The organism is Streptomyces sp. HUAS CB01, assembly GCF_030406905.1.
Classification (GTDB): Bacteria; Actinomycetota; Actinomycetes; order Streptomycetales; family Streptomycetaceae; genus Streptomyces; species Streptomyces chengbuensis.
In genome coordinates, this window is record NZ_CP129137.1 from 5421245 (window position 1) to 5439018 (window position 17774).

Annotated in this window: 21 protein-coding genes; 12 read left to right on the forward strand and 9 right to left on the reverse strand. The window is 70.8% G+C overall.

Translation table 11 applies throughout. The features are described 5' to 3' along the window. Nucleotides 1–112: 112 nt before the first annotated feature. From QRN89_RS24065 to QRN89_RS24075, 3 genes are read right to left on the reverse strand one after another with little or no spacing between them, the layout of a single operon-like run. Nucleotides 113–886 carry an AIM24 family protein gene (locus QRN89_RS24065; RefSeq protein ID WP_290351464.1) on the reverse strand — a complete coding sequence of 258 codons (774 nt, stop codon included), beginning with the start codon at nt 884–886 and terminating at the stop codon, nt 113–115. Continuing rightward, nucleotides 883–1533, reverse strand: coding sequence for an AIM24 family protein (locus QRN89_RS24070; protein ID WP_290351465.1), 651 nt, complete (start codon nt 1531–1533; stop codon nt 883–885). The genes QRN89_RS24065 and QRN89_RS24070 overlap by 4 nt, the downstream gene beginning before the upstream one ends. After that, nucleotides 1533–2165 carry an AIM24 family protein gene (locus tag QRN89_RS24075; RefSeq protein WP_290353839.1) on the reverse strand — a complete coding sequence of 211 codons (633 nt, stop codon included), beginning with the start codon at nt 2163–2165 and terminating at the stop codon, nt 1533–1535. Before QRN89_RS24075 ends, QRN89_RS24070 begins: the two co-directional genes overlap by 1 nt. A gap of 180 nt (nt 2166–2345) precedes the next feature. Between QRN89_RS24075 and QRN89_RS24080 the strand changes: the two genes are divergently transcribed. The 5 genes from QRN89_RS24080 (at nt 2346) to icmA (ending at nt 5923) form a co-directional block, all read left to right on the forward strand. Continuing rightward, complete coding sequence (locus QRN89_RS24080; RefSeq protein ID WP_290351466.1) at nt 2346–2690, forward strand: DUF3817 domain-containing protein; 345 nt, start codon at nt 2346–2348, stop codon at nt 2688–2690. Next, complete coding sequence (locus tag QRN89_RS24085; protein WP_031073724.1) at nt 2687–2980, forward strand: MTH1187 family thiamine-binding protein; 294 nt, start codon at nt 2687–2689, stop codon at nt 2978–2980. Before QRN89_RS24080 ends, QRN89_RS24085 begins: the two co-directional genes overlap by 4 nt. A gap of 204 nt (nt 2981–3184) precedes the next feature. Further along, the gene (locus QRN89_RS24090) at nt 3185–3694 is read left to right on the forward strand and encodes a MarR family winged helix-turn-helix transcriptional regulator (RefSeq protein WP_290351467.1); all 510 of its coding nucleotides are present in this window, start codon (nt 3185–3187) and stop codon (nt 3692–3694) included. Nucleotides 3695–3816: 122 nt separating this feature from the next. Continuing rightward, the gene (locus QRN89_RS24095; RefSeq protein ID WP_290351468.1) at nt 3817–4149 is read left to right on the forward strand and encodes a DUF3817 domain-containing protein; all 333 of its coding nucleotides are present in this window, start codon (nt 3817–3819) and stop codon (nt 4147–4149) included. Nucleotides 4150–4222: 73 nt separating this feature from the next. Beyond that, on the forward strand, nt 4223–5923 hold the full coding sequence (icmA, locus tag QRN89_RS24100; RefSeq protein ID WP_290351469.1) for a coenzyme B12-dependent isobutyryl-CoA mutase large subunit: 1701 nt from the start codon (nt 4223–4225) through the stop codon (nt 5921–5923). An 81-nt stretch (nt 5924–6004) separates the two neighbouring features. Here the strand turns inward: icmA and QRN89_RS24105 are convergent, their stop codons facing one another. Both QRN89_RS24105 and QRN89_RS24110 read right to left on the reverse strand, forming a co-directional pair. Then, complete coding sequence (locus QRN89_RS24105) at nt 6005–7396, reverse strand: sensor histidine kinase (RefSeq protein WP_290351470.1); 1392 nt, start codon at nt 7394–7396, stop codon at nt 6005–6007. Beyond that, on the reverse strand, nt 7393–8082 hold the full coding sequence (locus QRN89_RS24110) for a response regulator transcription factor (protein WP_290351471.1): 690 nt from the start codon (nt 8080–8082) through the stop codon (nt 7393–7395). The genes QRN89_RS24105 and QRN89_RS24110 overlap by 4 nt, the downstream gene beginning before the upstream one ends. Nucleotides 8083–8226: 144 nt before the next feature. Here QRN89_RS24110 and QRN89_RS24115 point away from each other — a divergent pair, with 144 nt between their 5' ends. Then, nucleotides 8227–9339 carry a UDP-N-acetylglucosamine--N-acetylmuramyl-(pentapeptide) pyrophosphoryl-undecaprenol N-acetylglucosamine transferase gene (locus QRN89_RS24115; RefSeq protein WP_290353840.1) on the forward strand — a complete coding sequence of 371 codons (1113 nt, stop codon included), beginning with the start codon at nt 8227–8229 and terminating at the stop codon, nt 9337–9339. Continuing rightward, nucleotides 9336–10355 carry an SDR family NAD(P)-dependent oxidoreductase gene (locus QRN89_RS24120; RefSeq protein ID WP_290351472.1) on the forward strand — a complete coding sequence of 340 codons (1020 nt, stop codon included), beginning with the start codon at nt 9336–9338 and terminating at the stop codon, nt 10353–10355. The genes QRN89_RS24115 and QRN89_RS24120 overlap by 4 nt, the downstream gene beginning before the upstream one ends. A 94-nt stretch (nt 10356–10449) precedes the next feature. On the opposite strand, the gene QRN89_RS24125 is transcribed toward QRN89_RS24120, so the two are convergent. Further along, a complete protein-coding gene (locus QRN89_RS24125; RefSeq protein WP_290353841.1) occupies nt 10450–11091 on the reverse strand; it encodes a TetR/AcrR family transcriptional regulator in 642 nt (213 codons plus the stop codon). Between the two features lie 206 nt (nt 11092–11297). On the opposite strand from QRN89_RS24125, the gene QRN89_RS24130 reads away from it, so the two are divergent. The 5 genes from QRN89_RS24130 (at nt 11298) to QRN89_RS35850 (ending at nt 15893) form a co-directional block, all read left to right on the forward strand. Then, complete coding sequence (locus tag QRN89_RS24130) at nt 11298–12275, forward strand: tetratricopeptide repeat protein (protein ID WP_290351473.1); 978 nt, start codon at nt 11298–11300, stop codon at nt 12273–12275. Between the two features lie 632 nt (nt 12276–12907). Beyond that, on the forward strand, nt 12908–13540 hold the full coding sequence (locus tag QRN89_RS24135) for a DUF6230 family protein (protein ID WP_290353842.1): 633 nt from the start codon (nt 12908–12910) through the stop codon (nt 13538–13540). 97 nt (nt 13541–13637) lie between these two features. Continuing rightward, nucleotides 13638–14180 (forward strand): DUF6114 domain-containing protein, encoded by a 543-nt coding sequence (locus tag QRN89_RS24140; RefSeq protein WP_290351474.1) that lies wholly within the window; start codon nt 13638–13640, stop codon nt 14178–14180. Further along, nucleotides 14170–15480, forward strand: a complete 1311-nt coding sequence (locus QRN89_RS24145) for a hypothetical protein (protein ID WP_290351475.1) — start codon at nt 14170–14172, stop codon at nt 15478–15480. Before QRN89_RS24140 ends, QRN89_RS24145 begins: the two co-directional genes overlap by 11 nt. A 146-nt stretch (nt 15481–15626) precedes the next feature. Continuing rightward, entirely contained in the window at nt 15627–15893 is a 267-nt protein-coding gene (locus QRN89_RS35850; RefSeq protein WP_435833265.1) for a hypothetical protein, read from the forward strand. A 101-nt stretch (nt 15894–15994) separates the two neighbouring features. Here the strand turns inward: QRN89_RS35850 and QRN89_RS24155 are convergent, their stop codons facing one another. Genes QRN89_RS24155 through QRN89_RS24165 form a run of 3 tightly spaced genes read right to left on the reverse strand, consistent with a single transcriptional unit; the run spans nt 15995 to nt 17190 of the window. After that, nucleotides 15995–16351 carry a hypothetical protein gene (locus QRN89_RS24155; RefSeq protein WP_290351476.1) on the reverse strand — a complete coding sequence of 119 codons (357 nt, stop codon included), beginning with the start codon at nt 16349–16351 and terminating at the stop codon, nt 15995–15997. Further along, complete coding sequence (locus QRN89_RS24160) at nt 16341–16553, reverse strand: hypothetical protein (RefSeq protein ID WP_290351477.1); 213 nt, start codon at nt 16551–16553, stop codon at nt 16341–16343. Before QRN89_RS24160 ends, QRN89_RS24155 begins: the two co-directional genes overlap by 11 nt. Next, nucleotides 16534–17190 (reverse strand): hypothetical protein, encoded by a 657-nt coding sequence (locus tag QRN89_RS24165; protein WP_290351478.1) that lies wholly within the window; start codon nt 17188–17190, stop codon nt 16534–16536. The genes QRN89_RS24160 and QRN89_RS24165 overlap by 20 nt, the downstream gene beginning before the upstream one ends. Between the last annotated feature and the right edge of the window lie 584 nt (nt 17191–17774).

Here is a 17774-nt window from a genome sequence, read left to right on the forward strand (position 1 = left end):
ATGCTACCCTAAGAAGTTGAAATCCGGACGAAGGCGGGGACGGTCACATCCGGCACCCCGAGTCCCCCGAGAAGGGTGCAGACGTTCGACGTCACACTCCGCAGCCTACCGCTCACAAGCCGAAGCGACGCTGGAGGTCCCCCAGCTGACCGGGCAGACGCGGGGCGGAGCCGTGTTGACCAGGCCCGTGGCCACCGCCCGGCACGCCGTCCGCATGCGGGACCGCGCCGGTCGCCTGTTCGGGCATGAGCGTCTCGGTCGACTGCAGCAGCACCGTGCCCGCGCCCACGAACTCGAACTGGTGCTCCTCGCCGGACGCTCCGCCGATCCCGGACAGCTGCCGCAGACCGCCCATCACCCCGCTCATGTACCCGTGGTCGTAGTGGTGGCACGGGGAGGGGCAGTCCGCCCAGCCCACCAGCGCCTGCGGGTCCACCCGGACCGGTGGCTCCATGAAGACCACGGGCCCGTTCGACGCCGCGACGAACTTCCCCGTGCCGATGAGCGTGAGGAAGCCCGGCACGATCGACTGCTTCAGGGCGAGCGAGGGCTGGTACGCCAGCAGGTTCCCGGCCCGGATCGTCAGGTTGCCCTCGTCGAGGTCGAAGGAGTTGACGTCGAAGGCCCGGTCCGCGAGCAGCATCTTGCCGCTGCCCTCGGCCACCACCCAGTCGCTCGCGTGGAGCGGCGAGTGGAAGCTGGTGCGCATCAGCCGGTCCAGCCGGCCGTGGCCGATCCCGTTGAAGTCGATCCGCCCGTAGTAGGCGATCATCTTCCCCTTCTGCAGGAACCACTGGGAGCCCTTGAGCTCCACGCAGAAGGTGTAGGGGTTGACGTTGTCGTCGCTCGGCAGCGTCATCGGGTCATGAATCACCGGCGTGCTCACAGCTTCTCCTCCGACGCCTGGACGTACACCGCACCACTGCCGCTCAGTTCGAGCTGGAACGCCTCGCCCGAGCCGCGTCCCACCATGTCGCGCCAGCCCAGCGCGGTGGAGAGCTTGTTCCGTACGTCGCCGTGGTGCGCGACGTACGCCTGCGGGTCGACATGGACCGGCCGGCCGGGAGTGATGGGCAGTTCGATCACGCCGCCGTGCGCCATGACCGCGACCGCGCCGTGCCCCTTGAGGGTGGTGGTGAACAGGCCCTGGCCGGTGATCTGGCCGCGCACCATCCCCATGACCCCGCCCTGCGAGCCCATGAACATCGTGCCCTGCTCCAGCGTGCCGTCGAAGGCGAGCAGCCGGTCGGCCTCGACGTACAGGGTGTCGCCCGTGAGGTTGACGACCTGGATGTGGTGGCCCCCGTGGCCGAACATCACCGTGCCGGAGCCCTCGACCGTCATCAGCGGAGTCGCCTCGTCGGCGACCCGCCGGCCGATCATCGACATCAGGCCGCCCTGGCCGCCGGTGATGTTCGGGGTGAAGGAGACATCGCCCTGGTAGGCGAGCATCGCGCCGCGCTGGCTGTACATCCTCTGGCCGGGGACCACCGTCGCCTCGACCATCTTCGAATTGATCTCGCGGAACGGCATCAGACGTCACCTCCGACGGTGTTCCGCTCGCTGGGCTGCACGTACACGAGCCCGTCGCCCTCGAACCGGATCTGGAAGGCCTCGCCGCCGCCCTCGCCCATGAGCGTCCGGAAGGTCACCCCGGACTGGAACTGCTGCTGGAGATTGCCCTGGTGCGCCACGTAGGCGCCCGGGTCGACGGAGAGCGGGTACTGGGGCGTCACACGCAGCACCACCGCCGGCCCGTCCGACATGATCGCGGCCTGGCCCGTGCCCTCCACCGTCGTGGTGAACAGCCCGTTGCCCGTCGCGCCGCCACGCATTCCGGTGAAACTCGTGCCGGTGCGCAGCCCGCCGTCGGTGCAGAGGAGATTGCTCGACTCGACGTAGAGCTTGTCGCCGTGCAGCGAGACGAGATTGATCTCGGAGGCGCGGTCGGCGAAATAGCAGGTGCCCTGGCCCTTCACCTCCATCAGGGTCATCTGCTCGCCGGTGAGGCGGCGGGTCACCATGCCGCGCAGACCCTCACCGCCGCCGGAGAGTTTCTTGAAGTCCATGTGACCGTCGTACGCGACCATGGACCCGTTCTTCGCCTTGACGGAGTCCCCGGTCATGTCGACGGCGAGCACTTTGCTGCCTTGAAGTCGGAACATTGCCACGGGGTGAAGGTACTGGGCGGGGTGCGTATTCGGACAGGCCCCCAGGAATGAACACGACCCTGACCCGACCCCGAGGCCACCCGGGCAAAGGGCGGGAAAAGAGCGATGCCAGAATGGCTACGCTTGTGCGTCCATTCACAAGACCATCGCCCCCTCCCCCTGAAGGTGCCTCCCGTGGACATCAAGACCGCCTCCGCCCTCCACCGCCTCCGGCTCGTCTCCGGTCCCGAGGCCGTGTCCTTCCTGCTGCTGCTCGTCTGCTCGGTGCTCAAGCGCACGACGGAGTTCAACGCGGTCCCGGTCATGGGTGCGATCCACGGCGTCCTCTTCGTCCTGTACGTGATCTTCTGGCTGGACGCCTGGAACCGCACCAAGTGGGACGTCAAGACGGCCGCGCTCTACTTCGTCCTGTCGGTGCTGCCGTTCGGCGGCTTCTACGCCGACCGCAAGCTCAAGCGCGCCGCCGAGGACGCGGTCATCGCCTCCCGCGCCCGCCGCGAGGGCACGGTGAACGCGTGATCGTCGCCTTCTCCGTCACTCCGCTCGGCGTGGGCGAGGACGTCGGCGAGTACGTCGCCGACGCGGTCCGCGTCGTCCGGGAGTCGGGACTGCCGAACCGCACGGACGCGATGTTCACCTCCGTCGAGGGCGAGTGGGACGAGGTCATGGACGTCGTCAGGCGCGCGGTCGCGGCGGTCGAGGCACGCGCCCCGCGCGTCTCGCTCGTCCTCAAGGCCGACATCAGGCCGGGCGTCACGGACGGCCTGACGAGCAAGGTCGAGACCGTGGAACGCCACCTCTCCGCCTGACCGGACCCCACACCGACGACCTCGGGCAGCCCCGGCCGAACGGCCGGGGCTGCTTCGGACCCGTCGGCCGCCGGTCGCCCGGCTCGCGGTACGGCACCGACTTCGGCGGGGCGCGCGGCGGGAGGCGGCCGGGTCGCGGGCGGGGGAGGACCGAAGTTCGAGACGGGGCTGACCAGCATGTGACCAGTGGGTAAGGTCGGTGCCGTGCCGAAGCCGCTCAGCCTTCCCTTCGACCCCATCGCCAGAGCCGACGAGCTCTGGCAGCAGCGCTGGGGCCCCGTGCCCTCGATGGCCGCGATCACCTCGATCATGCGGGCCCACCAGATCCTGCTCGCCGAGGTCGACGCCGTCGTCAAGCCGTACGGGCTGACCTTCGCACGCTACGAGGCGCTGGTGCTGCTCACCTTCTCCAGGGCCGGAGAGCTGCCGATGTCCAAGATCGGCGAGCGGCTCATGGTCCACCCGACCTCCGTCACGAACACCGTGGACCGGCTGGTGCGGTCCGGTCTCGTCGCCAAGCGGCCCAACCCCAACGACGGCCGCGGCACCCTCGCCTCCATCACGGACAAGGGGCGCGAGGTCGTCGAGGCGGCCACCCGGGACCTCATGGAGATGGACTTCGGGCTCGGCGCCTACGACGCCGAGGAGTGTGCGGAGATCTTCGCGCTGCTGCGGCCGCTGAGGGTCGCCGCGCACGACTTCGACGAGGGCTGACCGGGCCGGACCGGGCGCCCCGGGCCGCCGCGGCAGGCCTTCTCCGGGCGGGCGCCGGGCCCGCCGGCCGCAGGGCCGACCCGCCCGAAGATCGCCCAAAGCGGACCGTTACCCTCATCGCCATGAAGAAGAGCGTCCTGACCCGCTACCGGGTGATGGCCTACGTCACCGCCGTCATGCTGCTCGTGCTGTGCACCTGCATGGTGTTCAAGTACGGCTTCGGCACGGGTGAGGACATCACCTTCGCCGTCTCCCAGGCGCACGGTGTCCTGTACATCATCTACCTGATCTTCGCCTTCGACCTCGGCTCCAAGGCCAAGTGGCCGTTCGGCAAGCTGCTGTGGGTGCTGCTCTCCGGGACGATCCCCTTCGTCGCCTTCTTCGTCGAGCGCAATGTCACACGTTCGGTCGCGCCGCTGGTCAGTGAGCCGGCCGGGGCGCCCGTCAAGGTGTGACCGCACCGCCGTACGCGCGCGTACGGCGGTCTGCCATCGACATTTACTAGGACGTCCTAGTAAATTCGTGGGTATGGACGCTGACGCCATCGAGGAGGGCCGCCGACGCTGGCAGGCCCGCTACGACTCCGCGAAGAAGCGGAACGCCGACTTCACCACGCTCTCCGGTGATCCGGTCGAGCCGGTCTACGGGCCCCGGCCCGGCGACACCTACGACGGCTTCGAGCGGATCGGGTGGCCGGGCGAGTACCCGTTCACACGCGGTCTGTACCCGACGGGCTACCGCGGCCGGACCTGGACCATCCGCCAGTTCGCCGGCTTCGGCAACGCCGAGCAGACCAACGAGCGGTACAAGATGATCCTGGCCGCCGGCGGCGGCGGGCTCAGCGTCGCCTTCGACATGCCGACCCTGATGGGCCGCGACTCCGACGACCCCCGCTCGCTCGGCGAGGTCGGCCACTGCGGGGTCGCCATCGACTCGGCCGCCGACATGGAGATCCTCTTCAAGGACATCCCGCTCGGCGACGTCACCACCTCGATGACGATCAGCGGCCCCGCCGTCCCGGCCTTCTGCATGTACCTCGTCGCGGCCGAGCGGCAGGGTGTCGACCCGGGCGTCCTGAACGGCACGCTCCAGACCGACATCTTCAAGGAGTACATCGCCCAGAAGGAGTGGCTCTTCGAGCCCGAGCCCCATCTGCGCCTGATCGGCGACCTGATGGAGTACTGCGCCCGCGGCATCCCGGCCTACAAGCCGCTCTCCGTCTCCGGCTACCACATCCGCGAGGCGGGCGCGACGGCCGCGCAGGAGCTGGCGTACACCCTCGCCGACGGTTTCGGGTACGTCGAGCTCGGCCTCAGCCGCGGTCTGGACGTGGACGTCTTCGCCCCCGGACTGTCCTTCTTCTTCGACGCGCACCTGGACTTCTTCGAGGAGATCGCCAAGTTCCGCGCCGCCCGCCGCATCTGGGCCCGCTGGATGAAGGAGGTCTACGGTGCCAAGACCGACAAGGCGCAGTGGCTGCGGTTCCACACCCAGACCGCCGGTGTCTCGCTGACCGCGCAGCAGCCGTACAACAACGTCGTGCGCACGGCCGTCGAAGCCCTCGCGGCCGTGCTCGGCGGCACGAACTCGCTGCACACCAACGCCCTGGACGAGACCCTGGCGCTGCCGTCGGAGCAGGCCGCCGAGATCGCCCTGCGCACCCAGCAGGTGCTGATGGAGGAGACCGGCGTCGCCAACGTGGCCGACCCGCTCGGCGGTGCCTGGTACGTGGAGCAGCTCACGGACCGCATCGAGGCGGACGCCGAGAAGGTCTTCGACCAGATCAGGGAGCGCGGACTGCGCGCCCACCCGGACGGCAAGCACCCCATCGGACCCATCACCTCCGGCATCCTGCGCGGCATCGAGGACGGATGGTTCACCGGCGAGATCGCCGAGTCGGCCTTCCGCTACCAGCAGTCGCTGGAGAAGGGCGACAAGCGGGTCGTCGGCGTCAACGTCCACCACGGCTCCGTCACCGGCGACCTGGAGATCCTCCGCGTCAGCCACGAGGTCGAGCGGGAGCAGGTCCGCATCCTCGGCGACCGCAAGGCCCGCCGCGACGACGCCCGCGTCAAGACGTCGCTGGAGAAGATGCTGGCCGCCGCCCGCGACGGCTCGAACATGATCGAGCCGATGCTCGACGCGGTCCGTGCCGAGGCCACGCTCGGCGAGATCTGCAACGCGCTGCGGGACGAGTGGGGCACGTACACCGAGCCCCCGGGCTTCTGAGCCGTACCCGACCGGTCGAGGACCGGCCGCCACGCCGCCGCAGCGGCCGGGCGGCCGGTCCTCCGCGTTTCCGCCGGTGCCTCACGCCGCCGTCCCGCCGAACGTGAGGCGGAACAGCGCGCCGCCGTCCGGCGCGTGCTCGGCCGTCAGTTCCGCACCGTGCGCCCGCGCGATCTGGCGCGCCATCGCCAGGCCCAGCCCGGAACCGGGCAGTGCCCGGGCCGACTCCGACCGGTAGAAACGGTCGAAGACGTAGGGCAGGTCCTCCGGCGGGACGCCCGGGCCGTGGTCCCGCACGGTGAGGTCCGCGGTGGTCAGGGCCACCTCCACCGCCGCGCCGCCCGGGCTGAACTTGGCCGCGTTGTCGAGCAGGTTCGTCAGCAGCCGGGACAGCCGCGCCGGCACGCCCGGCAGGGTGAGGTCCAGCGCCGCGTCCTCCACCCAGAGCGTGAACGGCGTCCGCGGCCAGTGGGCGCGTGCGGCGTCCACCGCGTGCTCGGTCAGCGGCCGCAGCGCCACCGCCTCCAGCAGCGGATCCGGCTCCTCGTCCCTTGCCAGCTCGATCAGGTCGTTCACCAGACCCGTCACCTCGCGCAGCTGCCGGGCGAGCGCCCCCGACGCCCGGTCGCGCTGGGGCACGGTGAGCCGGTCGGCCCGGGCGAGCAGCTCCGCGTTGGTCCGCAGCGCCGTCAGCGGAGTGCGCAGCTCGTGGGAGGCGTCCGCCACCAGCCGGCGCTGCGCCGTGACCGACTGCTCCAGCTCCCCCAGCATGGTGTTGAACGTCGCCGCGAGCCGCGTCACCTCGTCCTCGCGCCCCGGCGGGCCGGGCGGCAGCTCGATACGGTGGCGGGGGTCGCGGGTCGCGGCGATGCGCTCGGCGGTCGCGGTGAGCCGGGCCACGGGCGCCAGCCCGGTGCGCGACACCGCGTACCCGAGGGCACCGGCCAGCAGCACCCCGGCGCCGCCCACCATCGACAGCAGCCAGGCCGCCTGCCGGACCCCCTTCTGCACGGTGTCGGAGCGCAGCGCGACCTGGAGCGCCTTGCCCTCGCCGAAGTTCGTCGTGAACATGCGTGCCGGCGCGCCCGCGACGGTGGTGTTGCTGAAGTACGGTGCCCGCTCGCCCGCCGCGACCTCGCGCACGGGAGGGGACACCGGCAGCGGATGGGGCTTGCGGGAGCCAGCCGCGGGGTCGGCGGGGACGATCTGAGCACAGGCCGGGGCGGACAGGTAACGGCACTCGCCGGCCAGCACGTCCGGCGCCGCCCCCCGGTGCTGCTGCACGACCTGGGTCGCCGACTGTGTCAGGTTCAGGTCGAGCTGGCGGTACATCGCGTAGCGCAGGACCACGAAGGCGGCCGCGCACACGCCGACCGCCACCACGGCGACGGCCGCCGACGCGGCGAGCGCGAGCCGTGTGCGCACGGGCCTGCGGCGGCGCCAGCGGGCGCCCAGCCTGCGGGCGCCGCTCACCCGAGGTCCAGCCGGTAGCCCACGCCGTGGACCGTGTGCACCAGCCGCGGTTCGCCGCCCGCCTCCAGCTTGCGCCGCAGATAGCCCACGTACACCGCGAGCGAGTTGGAGTCCGGCCCGAAGTCACGGCCCCAGACCCGCTCGTGGATCAGCTCCCGGGTCAGCACCTGCCGGGGGTGGTGCAGCAGCAGCTCCAGCAGCGCGCACTCGGTACGGCTGAACTCCAGCGGACGCCCACCGCGGGTGCCGGTGCGCGCCGCCGGGTCGACGGCGAGGTCGGCGAAGCGGAGTTCCGCGGGGTCGTCCGGACCGTCCGGAGCCGCCCGGCGCAGCAGGGCCCGCACCCGAGCGGTCAGCTCGTCCAGCGCGAACGGCTTCACGAGGTAGTCGTCGGCGCCCGCGTCCAGTCCGTCCACACGGTCGCTCACCGCGTCCAGCGCGGTCAGCACGATCACCGGCGTACGGTCCTCCAGCGCACGCAGCCGCCGGCACACGGCGAGCCCGTCGAGGACCGGCATCCGCACGTCGAGCACCAGCGCGTCGGGCTGCCAGGCGGCCGTCTCCGACAGCGCGGCCAGCCCGTCGGCCGCCTCCCGCACCTCGTAGCCCTCGACGCTCAGGCCGTCGGCCACCGCCGCCCGTACCTCCGGGTCGTCGTCGACGACCAGGATCCTCGCTGCTCCCATGCCCTCAAGACTGCCAAACCGGACTCTTAGAACCCTCTTAGGGCGTTCCGCGAGCGTGCGTCCATGCACACACCACCACCCGTGCCCCGTCCGGAGGGCGCCCCGCCGGACCGCCCGTGGACCGCCGCCGAACCGCTGTCCGTCGTGATCGGCGCCGGCGGCACCGGCGGGCACATCTATCCGGGTCTCGCGCTCGCCGAGGCACTGCGCAGGGCCGTGCCCGAGGCGGTGATCTCGTTCGTGGGCACGACCCGCGGGCTGGAGACCGAGCTGATACCGGCCGCGGGCCACCGGCTGCACACCGTCGACATGATCCCCTTCGACCCCTCGCTGGGAGCCAGGCGGTATCTGCTCCCCGCCGCCCTGCTGAAGTCCGGCGCCCAGTGCCGCGCGATCCTGAAGGAGCAGCGCGCGCACATCGCCGTGGGCATGGGCGGCTACCCCAGCGCCCCCGTCATCGTCGGCGCCAGGATGGCGGGGCTGCCCAGCCTCATCCACGAGTCCAACGCCGTGCCGGGCCGGGCCAACCGGTTCGCGGCCCGGCTGACCGGCAATCTCGCGGTCGCCTTCGACCGCAGCCGCGCCCATCTGTCGGGCGGCGAGGACGCGCTCACGACGGGGATGCCGATCGCCGCCGCGCTCGCCTCGCTGGACCGCACCGCCCTGCGCACCCGCGCCCGCGCGGAGTTCGGCGTCCCGGACGGAGCACGGCTGCTGCTCGTCAACGGCGGCAGTCTCGGAGCCGCCCGGCTCACCGAGGCCGCCGTCGGGCTCGCGCACCGGCTGCGCGACCGCCCCGGAGTCCATCTGCTGATCAAGACGGGACCGGCAGCGCTGGAGGAGACCCGCCGCCGCCTCGGCGACTCGCCCGTCGCGCGGGCCGTTCCGTACCTCGACCGGATGGACCTCGCCTACGCGGCCGCCGATCTCGTCGTGTCCCGGGCCGGTGCGGCGACCGTCGCCGAGCTGGCGACCACCGGCGTCCCGGCCGTCCTCGTGCCCTATCCGCACGCGCCCGGCGACCACCAGACGCACAACGCCCGGGTCCTCACCGACGCCGGGGCGGCACTGCTGCTCCCCGACGCCGAGACCACCGCCGAACGTCTCGACGCGCTCACCGCGCCGCTGCTCGCCGATCCGGTGCGGCTGGCGGCGATGGGCGCGGCGGCCGACCCCGGGCCGCACGCCCGCGCCGCGGACCTGCTGGCCGCCCGCGTCCTCGAACTCGCCTCGCCCGCCAAGGAGTACGCAGCATGACCACGACCACCACGACCTCGCACAACGGTCTCACCACGGACTGGTCCGACCGCACCGTCCTCGTCACCGGAGCCGAGGGATTCATCGGCTCCACGCTCGTCGACCTGCTCGTGGAACGCGGGGCGCGGGTGAGGGCGTTCGCCCACTACAAGCCGTACGCGGAGAAGGGCCATCTCGCGCACCGGGCGGAGGATGTGGAGCTGATCGCGGGCGACGTGCGCGACGCGGGCCGGGTCATGGACGCGGTCGCCGGCTGCGACACCGTCTTCCACCTCGCCGCGCTCATCGGCATCCCGTACAGCTACGACTCGCCCGGCGCGTACGTCCAGGTCAACGTCAACGGCACCGAGAACATCGCCGAGGCGTGCCGCAGGCACGCGGTCCGCCGGCTCGTCCACACCTCGACCAGCGAGGTGTACGGCACGGCCCTGACAGCCCCGATCGCGGAGAGCCACCCGCTGCAGCCGCAGTCCCCGTACTCGGCGTCGAAGATCGGCGCGGACATGATGGCGCTCTCGCACTGGCACGCCTTCGAGCTGCCGGTGACGGTGGTACGGCCCTTCAACACCTACGGCCCCCGGCAGTCGGCGCGCGCCGTCATCCCCACGATCCTCGCCCAACTGCACGCCGGGGCAAGCGAGATCAGGCTCGGCTCGCTCAGCCCGACGCGTGACTTCACCTATGTCACGGACACGGCCCGGGGATTCCTCGCACTGGCGGACTGCGACCGCGCCCTCGGACAGGTCGTCAATCTCGGTACGGGCCAGGAGATCGCCATCGGCGAGCTGGCGCGGATGCTCGTCGACGCCTCGGGCAGCCGCGCGGAGATCGTGGTGGACCCGGCACGGCTGCGGCCCACGGGGAGCGAGGTGGAGCGGCTTCTGTCCGACAACCGCCGGGCGCGGGAGTGGGCGGGCTGGGAGCCGGAAGTCACCCTGGAGGAGGGGCTGAAGCGCACGTCGGAGTGGGTGGCGGAGAATCTCCGCCTCTTCGCGACGGGCCGGTACGAGGTCTGAGACGGGGCGGCGTCTCCGGCGGGCGCGGCTCCGGCTGTCCAGGGGCTCCGGCGGAGTGGACCCTGGATGTCCGGGACCCCGCCGGGACCCGGCGTCAGGCCTCCGCCGCCGACCCCAGCCCGCCCAGCAGGACCGCGGTGAAGCGGCGGACCCAGTCCTCGTCGACGGGTCCGCAGCTCACCAGCGCACGGTGCACGACCGCGCCGGCGATCACATCGAAGATCAGGTCGGCGGTGCGGGCGGCCGCCGCCGGGTCGGTCTCCTCCGGGAGCTCGCCCCGCGCCTGGGCCCGGGCGCGACCCTCCAGAACCAGCCGTTTCTGCCGGTCCACGATCGAGACCCTGATCCGCTCGCGCAACGGCTCGTCGGTCGTCGACTCCGCGACCACGGCCATCAGCGCGGTCCTGGCCTCGGGCCGCTCCAGGAGCGCGGCGAACTGGAGCACCACGCCCTCGATGTCCGCCGCCAGGCTGCCCCGGTCGGGGAGCTCCAGTTCGTCGAAGAGCTCCGCGACCGCGTCCACGACCAGCTCGCTCTTGCCCGCCCAGCGCCGGTAGACGGTCGTCTTCGCCACCCCGGCCCGGGTCGCCACGTCGCCGAGCGTCAGCTTCGACCACCCCAGCTCCACCAGGGCCGCCCTGGTGGCGTCGAGGATGGCGGCGTCCGCCTCGGCGCTGCGGGGACGGCCGGTACGGGCCGTGTTCCGGCGACGGTGACTGCACATGGAGGCGACCATACCGGCCAGTAGGGGGATCGCTGTGAGCCACTTCACCGGGGGAAGCGCCCCGGCCCCGCATCGGACCAGTTACGCTACGACTCGTAGCGAAAGCGACAGCCGCTGGCGCCGGGTGGGGACCCGGCGCGGGCGCGCGGGGCCGGTGTTCACGGGCCCGGCGCACCGACTTTTTTCACTCGCGCGCGCGGAGGGGGGAGGATGTACTCATGCAGCCTAGGAACATGTCCATGAGTGGCGTCGTCGACCTCGCCGCGGTGAAGGCGGCCGGTGAGGCCAAGGCCAAGGCCGAGCAGACGCGCGCGGAGAACGCCCGGCAGGGCGGCGGCGGTGCGGTGCCCCCGTCCGCCCTGGTGATCGACGTCGACGAGGCGGGCTTCGAGCGGGACGTACTCCAGCGTTCCGCGGAGGTCCCGGTCGTCCTCGACTTCTGGGCCGAGTGGTGCGAGCCCTGCAAGCAGCTGAGCCCGGTACTGGAGCGGCTGGCCCGCGAGTACAACGGCCGCTTCGTGCTCGCCAAGATCGACGTCGAAGCCAACCAGATGCTGATGCAGCAGTTCGGGATCCAGGGCATCCCGGCTGTGTTCGCGGTCGTCGCCGGCCAGGCGCTGCCGCTCTTCCAGGGCCTGGCGCCGGAGCCCCAGATCCGCGAGACCCTCGACCAGCTGATCCAGGTCGGTGAGCAGCGCTTCGGCCTCACCGGTCTGACCGTCGACGCGGACGCCGACGAGTCCGCGGTCGCCGCCCCCGCCCCCGCCCCCGCCCCCGGCCCGCACGACGCGGCCCTCGAGGCGGCGGTCGACGCGCTCGACGCGGGAGACCTCGGCGGTGCCATCCGGGCGTACCGGAACGTCCTCTCCGACGACCCCGCGAACTCCGAGGCGAAGCTCGGCCTCGCGCAGGCGGAACTGCTGTCCCGGGTGCAGGAGATGGATCCGCAGAAGGTGCGCCAGGAGGCCGCCGACCGTCCGGACGACGTGCAGGCGCAGATCGCCGCCGCGGACCTGGACCTCGCCGGAGGTCATGTGCAGGACGCGTTCGGCCGGCTCGTCGAGACCGTGCGCCGTACGGCGGGCGAGGACCGCGACGCCGCCCGGCTGCGGCTGCTGGAGCTCTTCGAGGTGATCGGTCCGGACGACCCGCGGGTGACGGCGGCACGCACCGCGCTCGCGAGGGTCCTCTTCTGACGGTGCCGGGGCCGGGCTCCGGTACCCCGGCTCGGGGCGGAGCCCTCCGGCGCGTATCGCCGGACGCGCGGGCCGATTTGGCGACACAGTGACAAACAGCGGTCGCGCTTTGCCAAAACTTGGTAAACGCGGCCGCTGTTACTCGTAGTAAATCAACCGCGTTGTTCTGTCCGCTTTTTCCCTCCATTCTCCGGATCTGGCGAGCCCTTCCGGGGCACCCTGTGTTGCCGGGCGACATCACCCCGTCGTGGCGTGGTTATCGGTCCGTTACTAGTGAGTAACGAACCCCCTTGTGCCCCGGCGCGTAATGCACCACGATCGGCCACGCTCGGTCCATCACCGCACCAGCTCGGCAGCCAGCCTCGTACCGCGGTCCTGGGTCCCCACCGAGCCGGCCGGCGGCAGAGGCGCCGGCCGCGGACAGGGGGGTTCCTGCCCCGACCGGCAGGGCCTGTCCAAAGAGGTTGCGCGAAGGCGTGGCCAGTGGTTGTCGCTCGGGGGTGATCGCCGGTGATTCGGACGCGGCTCGCGCCTGAGGCACGGCGCTCTCCTTCCCGAGGACGTAGCACTTCTCCCATCCCAGGGCGGACTTGACGGTCCGCGCCGGAGATGTACGTCCGAGAAGGAGGAAAATTATGTCCCAGGTTCGTGGTGGGACCAGATGGAAGCGGTTCGCCGTCGTCATGGTGCCGTCGGTGGCCGCGACGGCCGCGATCGGTGTGGGCCTGGCCCAGGGCGCGCTGGCGGCTTCGTTCAGCGTCTCCGGCCAGAGCTTCAAGGTGACGGCGGACAAGCTCGACGGTACGGACTTCTTCCAGTACGGAAGTCTCGCCCAGGGCACCGACCTCAAGGGCAACAAGACGCTGCACCCCGTCGCGGTGTCGTCCTTCGGGACCGCAACGATCACCAACATGTGCCAGTCGGTCGTCACCCCTGACGTCCCGATCTTCGGCAGCGTCAGCCTCGAGCTGCGCGCCGGTGGCAAGGGCACGCCGGTCGAGGCGGAGAACCTGTACCTCGACGTCGCCGAGCTCGAGGCGAACGCCACCTTCAACAACATCGACATCGGCGTCGCCGCCGGCGACAAGGCCAACAAGCCGGGCATCCAGCCGGGCACGCAGGCGAACCCCTACGGCTTCGCCCAGCGCGCCAAGGAAGCCCACCTGACCAAGGTCAAGCAGACGGCGTGGGCGACCACTGCCGGCACCTTCAAGCTGAGCGGTCTCAGCATGAAGCTGCACAAGGGCGTCAAGGAGTGCTACTAAGCACTCGCCAGGGCGGACGGGAACGCCGGAAGGCGGGCTCGTCCGCCCGATCCTCACACTTTCTTCGAGCAACACCGGTTCCAGGGAGCTGTTTTCCATGAGCGCCGAGTCCCCGGGGCAGCAGAACGAGCACTTCCTCCGAGTCATCAAGCGGCGTTTCCGCGACTGGCGCGGACAGCGGCCTTTCTGGGCCGGCCTGTTGACCATTCTCGGCGGTATTCCGATCGCCTACTTCCCGTACGCAAGCCTCAAGATCGGCCATATGACGCTGGCCATGGCCACGACGGCGGGTGCGGGCTCGCTGATCATCGGCGTGCTTCTGGTGACGCTGGGGCTGACCATGTGGTTCCACCACATCGTCCGGGTGTTCGCCGGTGTCGCCGCGATCCTGCTGGCACTGATCTCCCTGCCGGTCTCCAACATCGGCGGCTTCCTCATCGGTTTCCTGTTCGCCCTGATCGGCGGCGCGCTGTCGATCGCCTGGGCACCGGGCAAGGCCGCGGAGGCGGAGGCTCCGGCATCGTCCGCACCGGCGGACGGGCCGGACGTGCCGCTGGTGCCGGGGCCGCAGGTGGGCGACAGCACGATCACGCAGAAGACCAGTGCCCACGCCGAAGGCGGGAGGAACAGTGCGGGGTGATCAGATGCGGCCGGAGGCGGACTCCGGTCCCGACGGGCAGACGCCCAGAGGACCGCGCCACGCCGCTCCCCGGAAGAGATTGTTCACGAAGCTGCAGATACCCGCCGGCAAGGCGATGGCCATCGCCGCCATGCCCACCGCGGTCTTCGTGGGCATGAGCCTGACCCCGAAGCTGGCACTGGCCGACGACAAGCAGGAGTTCCCGTTCGCCCCCGGTCCCTGTGTGACGCGGTCGGACGAACCCAGCGAGTCGGCGTCGCCCTCCGCCTCGGAGTCGGCGAAGCCGTCCGAGGAGGAGACGGACAAGCCCGAGCCGTCCCCGAGCGGTTCCGAGGTCGAGCAGACCGACGAGCCGAAGCCCGGCGAGAGCCCCTCCGCCTCCGAGCCCGGCCGTACGGACGAGGAACCGCCCGAGCAGGCGGACCCGTCCCCGACGCCCACCCCGAGCGAGTCCGAGACCCGGAACCCGCTCGACCCGCTGGGTGTCGGCGACGCCATCAAGGACCTCTTCGACGGACCCGACGAGGAGCCGGAGGCCGCCCCGGCCCCGAGCGAGTCGGCCGAGCCCGCCGAGGAGCCGTCGAAGCCGGCCGAGGACACCGCCTCGAAGCCCACCGAGCCGGTGGAGGACGCGGTCTCGGACGTGACCGACGAGGCCGACAAGGCCACGGACAAGACCAAGGAAGCCATCAAGGACGCCGCCGAGAAGGCCGGCGCCGAGGTGGAGGAGCTGGACGACAAGGTCAAGGGCCTCGACCCCGTCAAGGACGAGGACATCCCCGAGGGCGCCGACGGCAAGCCGCGCTTCCCGTGCCCGACCGCCGATCCGGAGGCACTCGCCAACGCCAAGGCGGAGCCGGGCATCCCGGCGCTGCCGGACGAGCCGTGGGTGCTGGAGAGCTCCCGGCTGACCCTGACGGGCCTCGACTACAAGGGCATCGTCGAGGTGCAGACCGGCAGCGGCAAGGTCAAGAAGGTGCTGAAGTTCACCGCCTCGGGCGTGGACATCAAGGACCTCCACCAGCTGGTGCAGGGCCCCAACGGCACCACGGCCCACGTCAAGGCGCAGCAGGGCTCCACCTCCACCATCCGCAACGGCACGGTGACCATGTACACGGAGGAGCTGAAGGGCAACCTCTTCGGCATCATCCCGGTCACCTTCAGCCCGAAGACCCCGCCGCCGCTGAACGTCCCGTTCGCGATGTTCACCGACGTCAAGGTGACCCAGGCCGGCCAGTTCGGCGGCACGCTGTCCGTGCCCGGCCTGCACAACTACTTCACCGGCGGGAACGCCGGCTGATCTTCCGGGAGCCGCGGAAAGAGACTGCGGGCCGCACCCTTGCGGGGGTGCGGCCCGCAGTCGTTCAGCAGCCCGTCGATGGTGCGGGACCACCGGCGTGACGCCTACGACGTCGATCACCTCGGCCCGACAACGGTGTGCTGATCGTGGACGAGACCGGCTTCGTGAAGAAGGGCCGGGCTTCGGCGGGCGTCCAGCGGCAGGACCCCGGCACCGCCGGGCACCCCCGGGTCGGTGCCTTCCTCGCCTACCACCAAGCAACAGTTCGGCGCAGCCACTATCGACGACGGTCGGCCGACGAGACGGCGGAGGCGCCCGACGGTATCGGCGTGACCGGCCCCGGGCCGGACCGCGCTCGTACTCGCCGAGCGTTGGAAGCGTTCGGGCCCCGGATCGAGGGGCCGGCAGGCTGAGCCCGATTCGCGGCCCTGTGACACGGCACGTGCCCGGCTGTGCCGAGGCCCCGGCGGAAGGTGGTGCCTTCCGCCGGGGCCCGGTGGGCGGGTGCCCGGGGTCAGTGGTCCTCGTCCTCCTCGTCGTCGAACTGCGGTAGGACGTTCGTGTCCATGCCGTACTTGGCGAAGAGGTCGACCAAGGCTCTGGTCATGGCGTCCAGACCGCCTTCACGGACGATCACGAGGTCAGGGATCCGCAGGTACAGCCCGTCGGCGTACCCGACGGTGGTGGACCGGTTGTCCATCACCTCGGCGATCTTCCGAGGGGTCATGCACGTCGCGGTCCACCCATTGCCGTCACGAGCGCGGATGACCACGTCGACGTCCTCGACGGTGTCGGCGTCGTCATCCAGGGCGAGTACATAGGTGACGGAGAAATCGGCCGTCTCCACCGTAACCAGCGGCTCATGAGCCATAGATCTTCAGCAGCTCCTTGATGACGTTCGGCTCGTTCGGCTTGTCCGACTTACCGATGATCTCGAAGCCGCCGTCGACCTCGCGGAAGAAGAGCCGTGCCCCAGCGTCGCCTCGAAGGTACCGGATGCCGTGTGACAGCGCCCTGGAACCCCTGCCCGGCTGGTCGTTGCCGTCCATGAGCTTATTGATGAGCTGGTTCATCTCGCGCTGTACGGCCTGGTTCTTCGTGGATTTCTCGGCGAGCTTGGCGAGCCTGCTGTTCTTGCCGAGCGCCGAGGGTCACGCAGATCTTCGGCTTCCCGGCGGAGGCGGCAGCGGGGGCCTTGCCGGACGACGCGACGGTGAACTCCCCGGCCTTCGCAGAGGCACCGTGGAACGCGGCCCGCCGGGCGGCGGCACCTTCAGCGATCGGAACGAGGCACGCTACGGCGCTCTGGCCCTTCTTGACGCGGTCCAGGACCGTGCGCAGCCGGTCCAGGGTGTCCTTAGCCTTGTCCAGGCCCTCCCAGAAGGAGTGGATGCCGCTGCTGACCCGGTAGATCGCCTTGGCGACGGCCGGGATCTTGGTGACGGCCGCGCCGACGAGGATGACGTTGACCAGCGTCCACAGGCAGCTCTCGACGTCGCGCTGGGCGAAGCACTTCTTCGCGTCGGTGTAGCCCAGCTCGTCGAGGAGGATCTGGCCGCCGTTGGCGATGACCCAGTCGATGACGTCCATGGCCAGGAGCTGCTTGGCCTTGCGGAACTCCTCCACACAGGACTGGCCGCAGTGGGCGAGGAGCAGGGCTTGCTCGTCCTGGGTGAGGTCCGGCCCCGTTTCGGGCTTGGGGCCCGCCATCGCGGCCTTGCGGGCTTCCTCCTGCTCCTTGAGGAACTCCGCCTCGGCACGGTCGGCACTGACCCCGGGGGGCTTCCGCCGCTGAGGCCTCCCGTTTCCCTCTCGTCGACCGCCGTTTCCCCGTGACGTTGGACCCTCGATCTCTATGCCGCGAGGGCGTGTTGGTGCGCTGCCTGGTCTCGACGAGAACACACCGACCGGATCGCGCTATCCGGGCTCCGCGACACATCGGGAGGGTCCCGGGACGCGGAACTACCGCACGGGGGTGGCTCTGACGTTGTTCAGTGGCCCCGGCGTGTTGGCTTCCAGCGGCCCCGGTTGGAGGGTCGCACGGGTGTATTGAGGGGTGGTGACGGGGCGAAGTGCCCCACCCCGGTTCTTGCAGTGAGACGGTTCCCGTGGTCTCTGGCAGGGGCGGTGCTGTCTATGTCTTTGTCAAAACAGGAGCTGTTTGACCGGACCCGGCGGGACAGCTGGCAGCAACTGTCGATACGCGCTCTGTCGAAGAGGTACGGCGTTCACCGCCGCCTCGTACGGGAGGCACTCTCTCGCCGGTCCCCACCCTGCGCCGCCGGCCGGTGCGG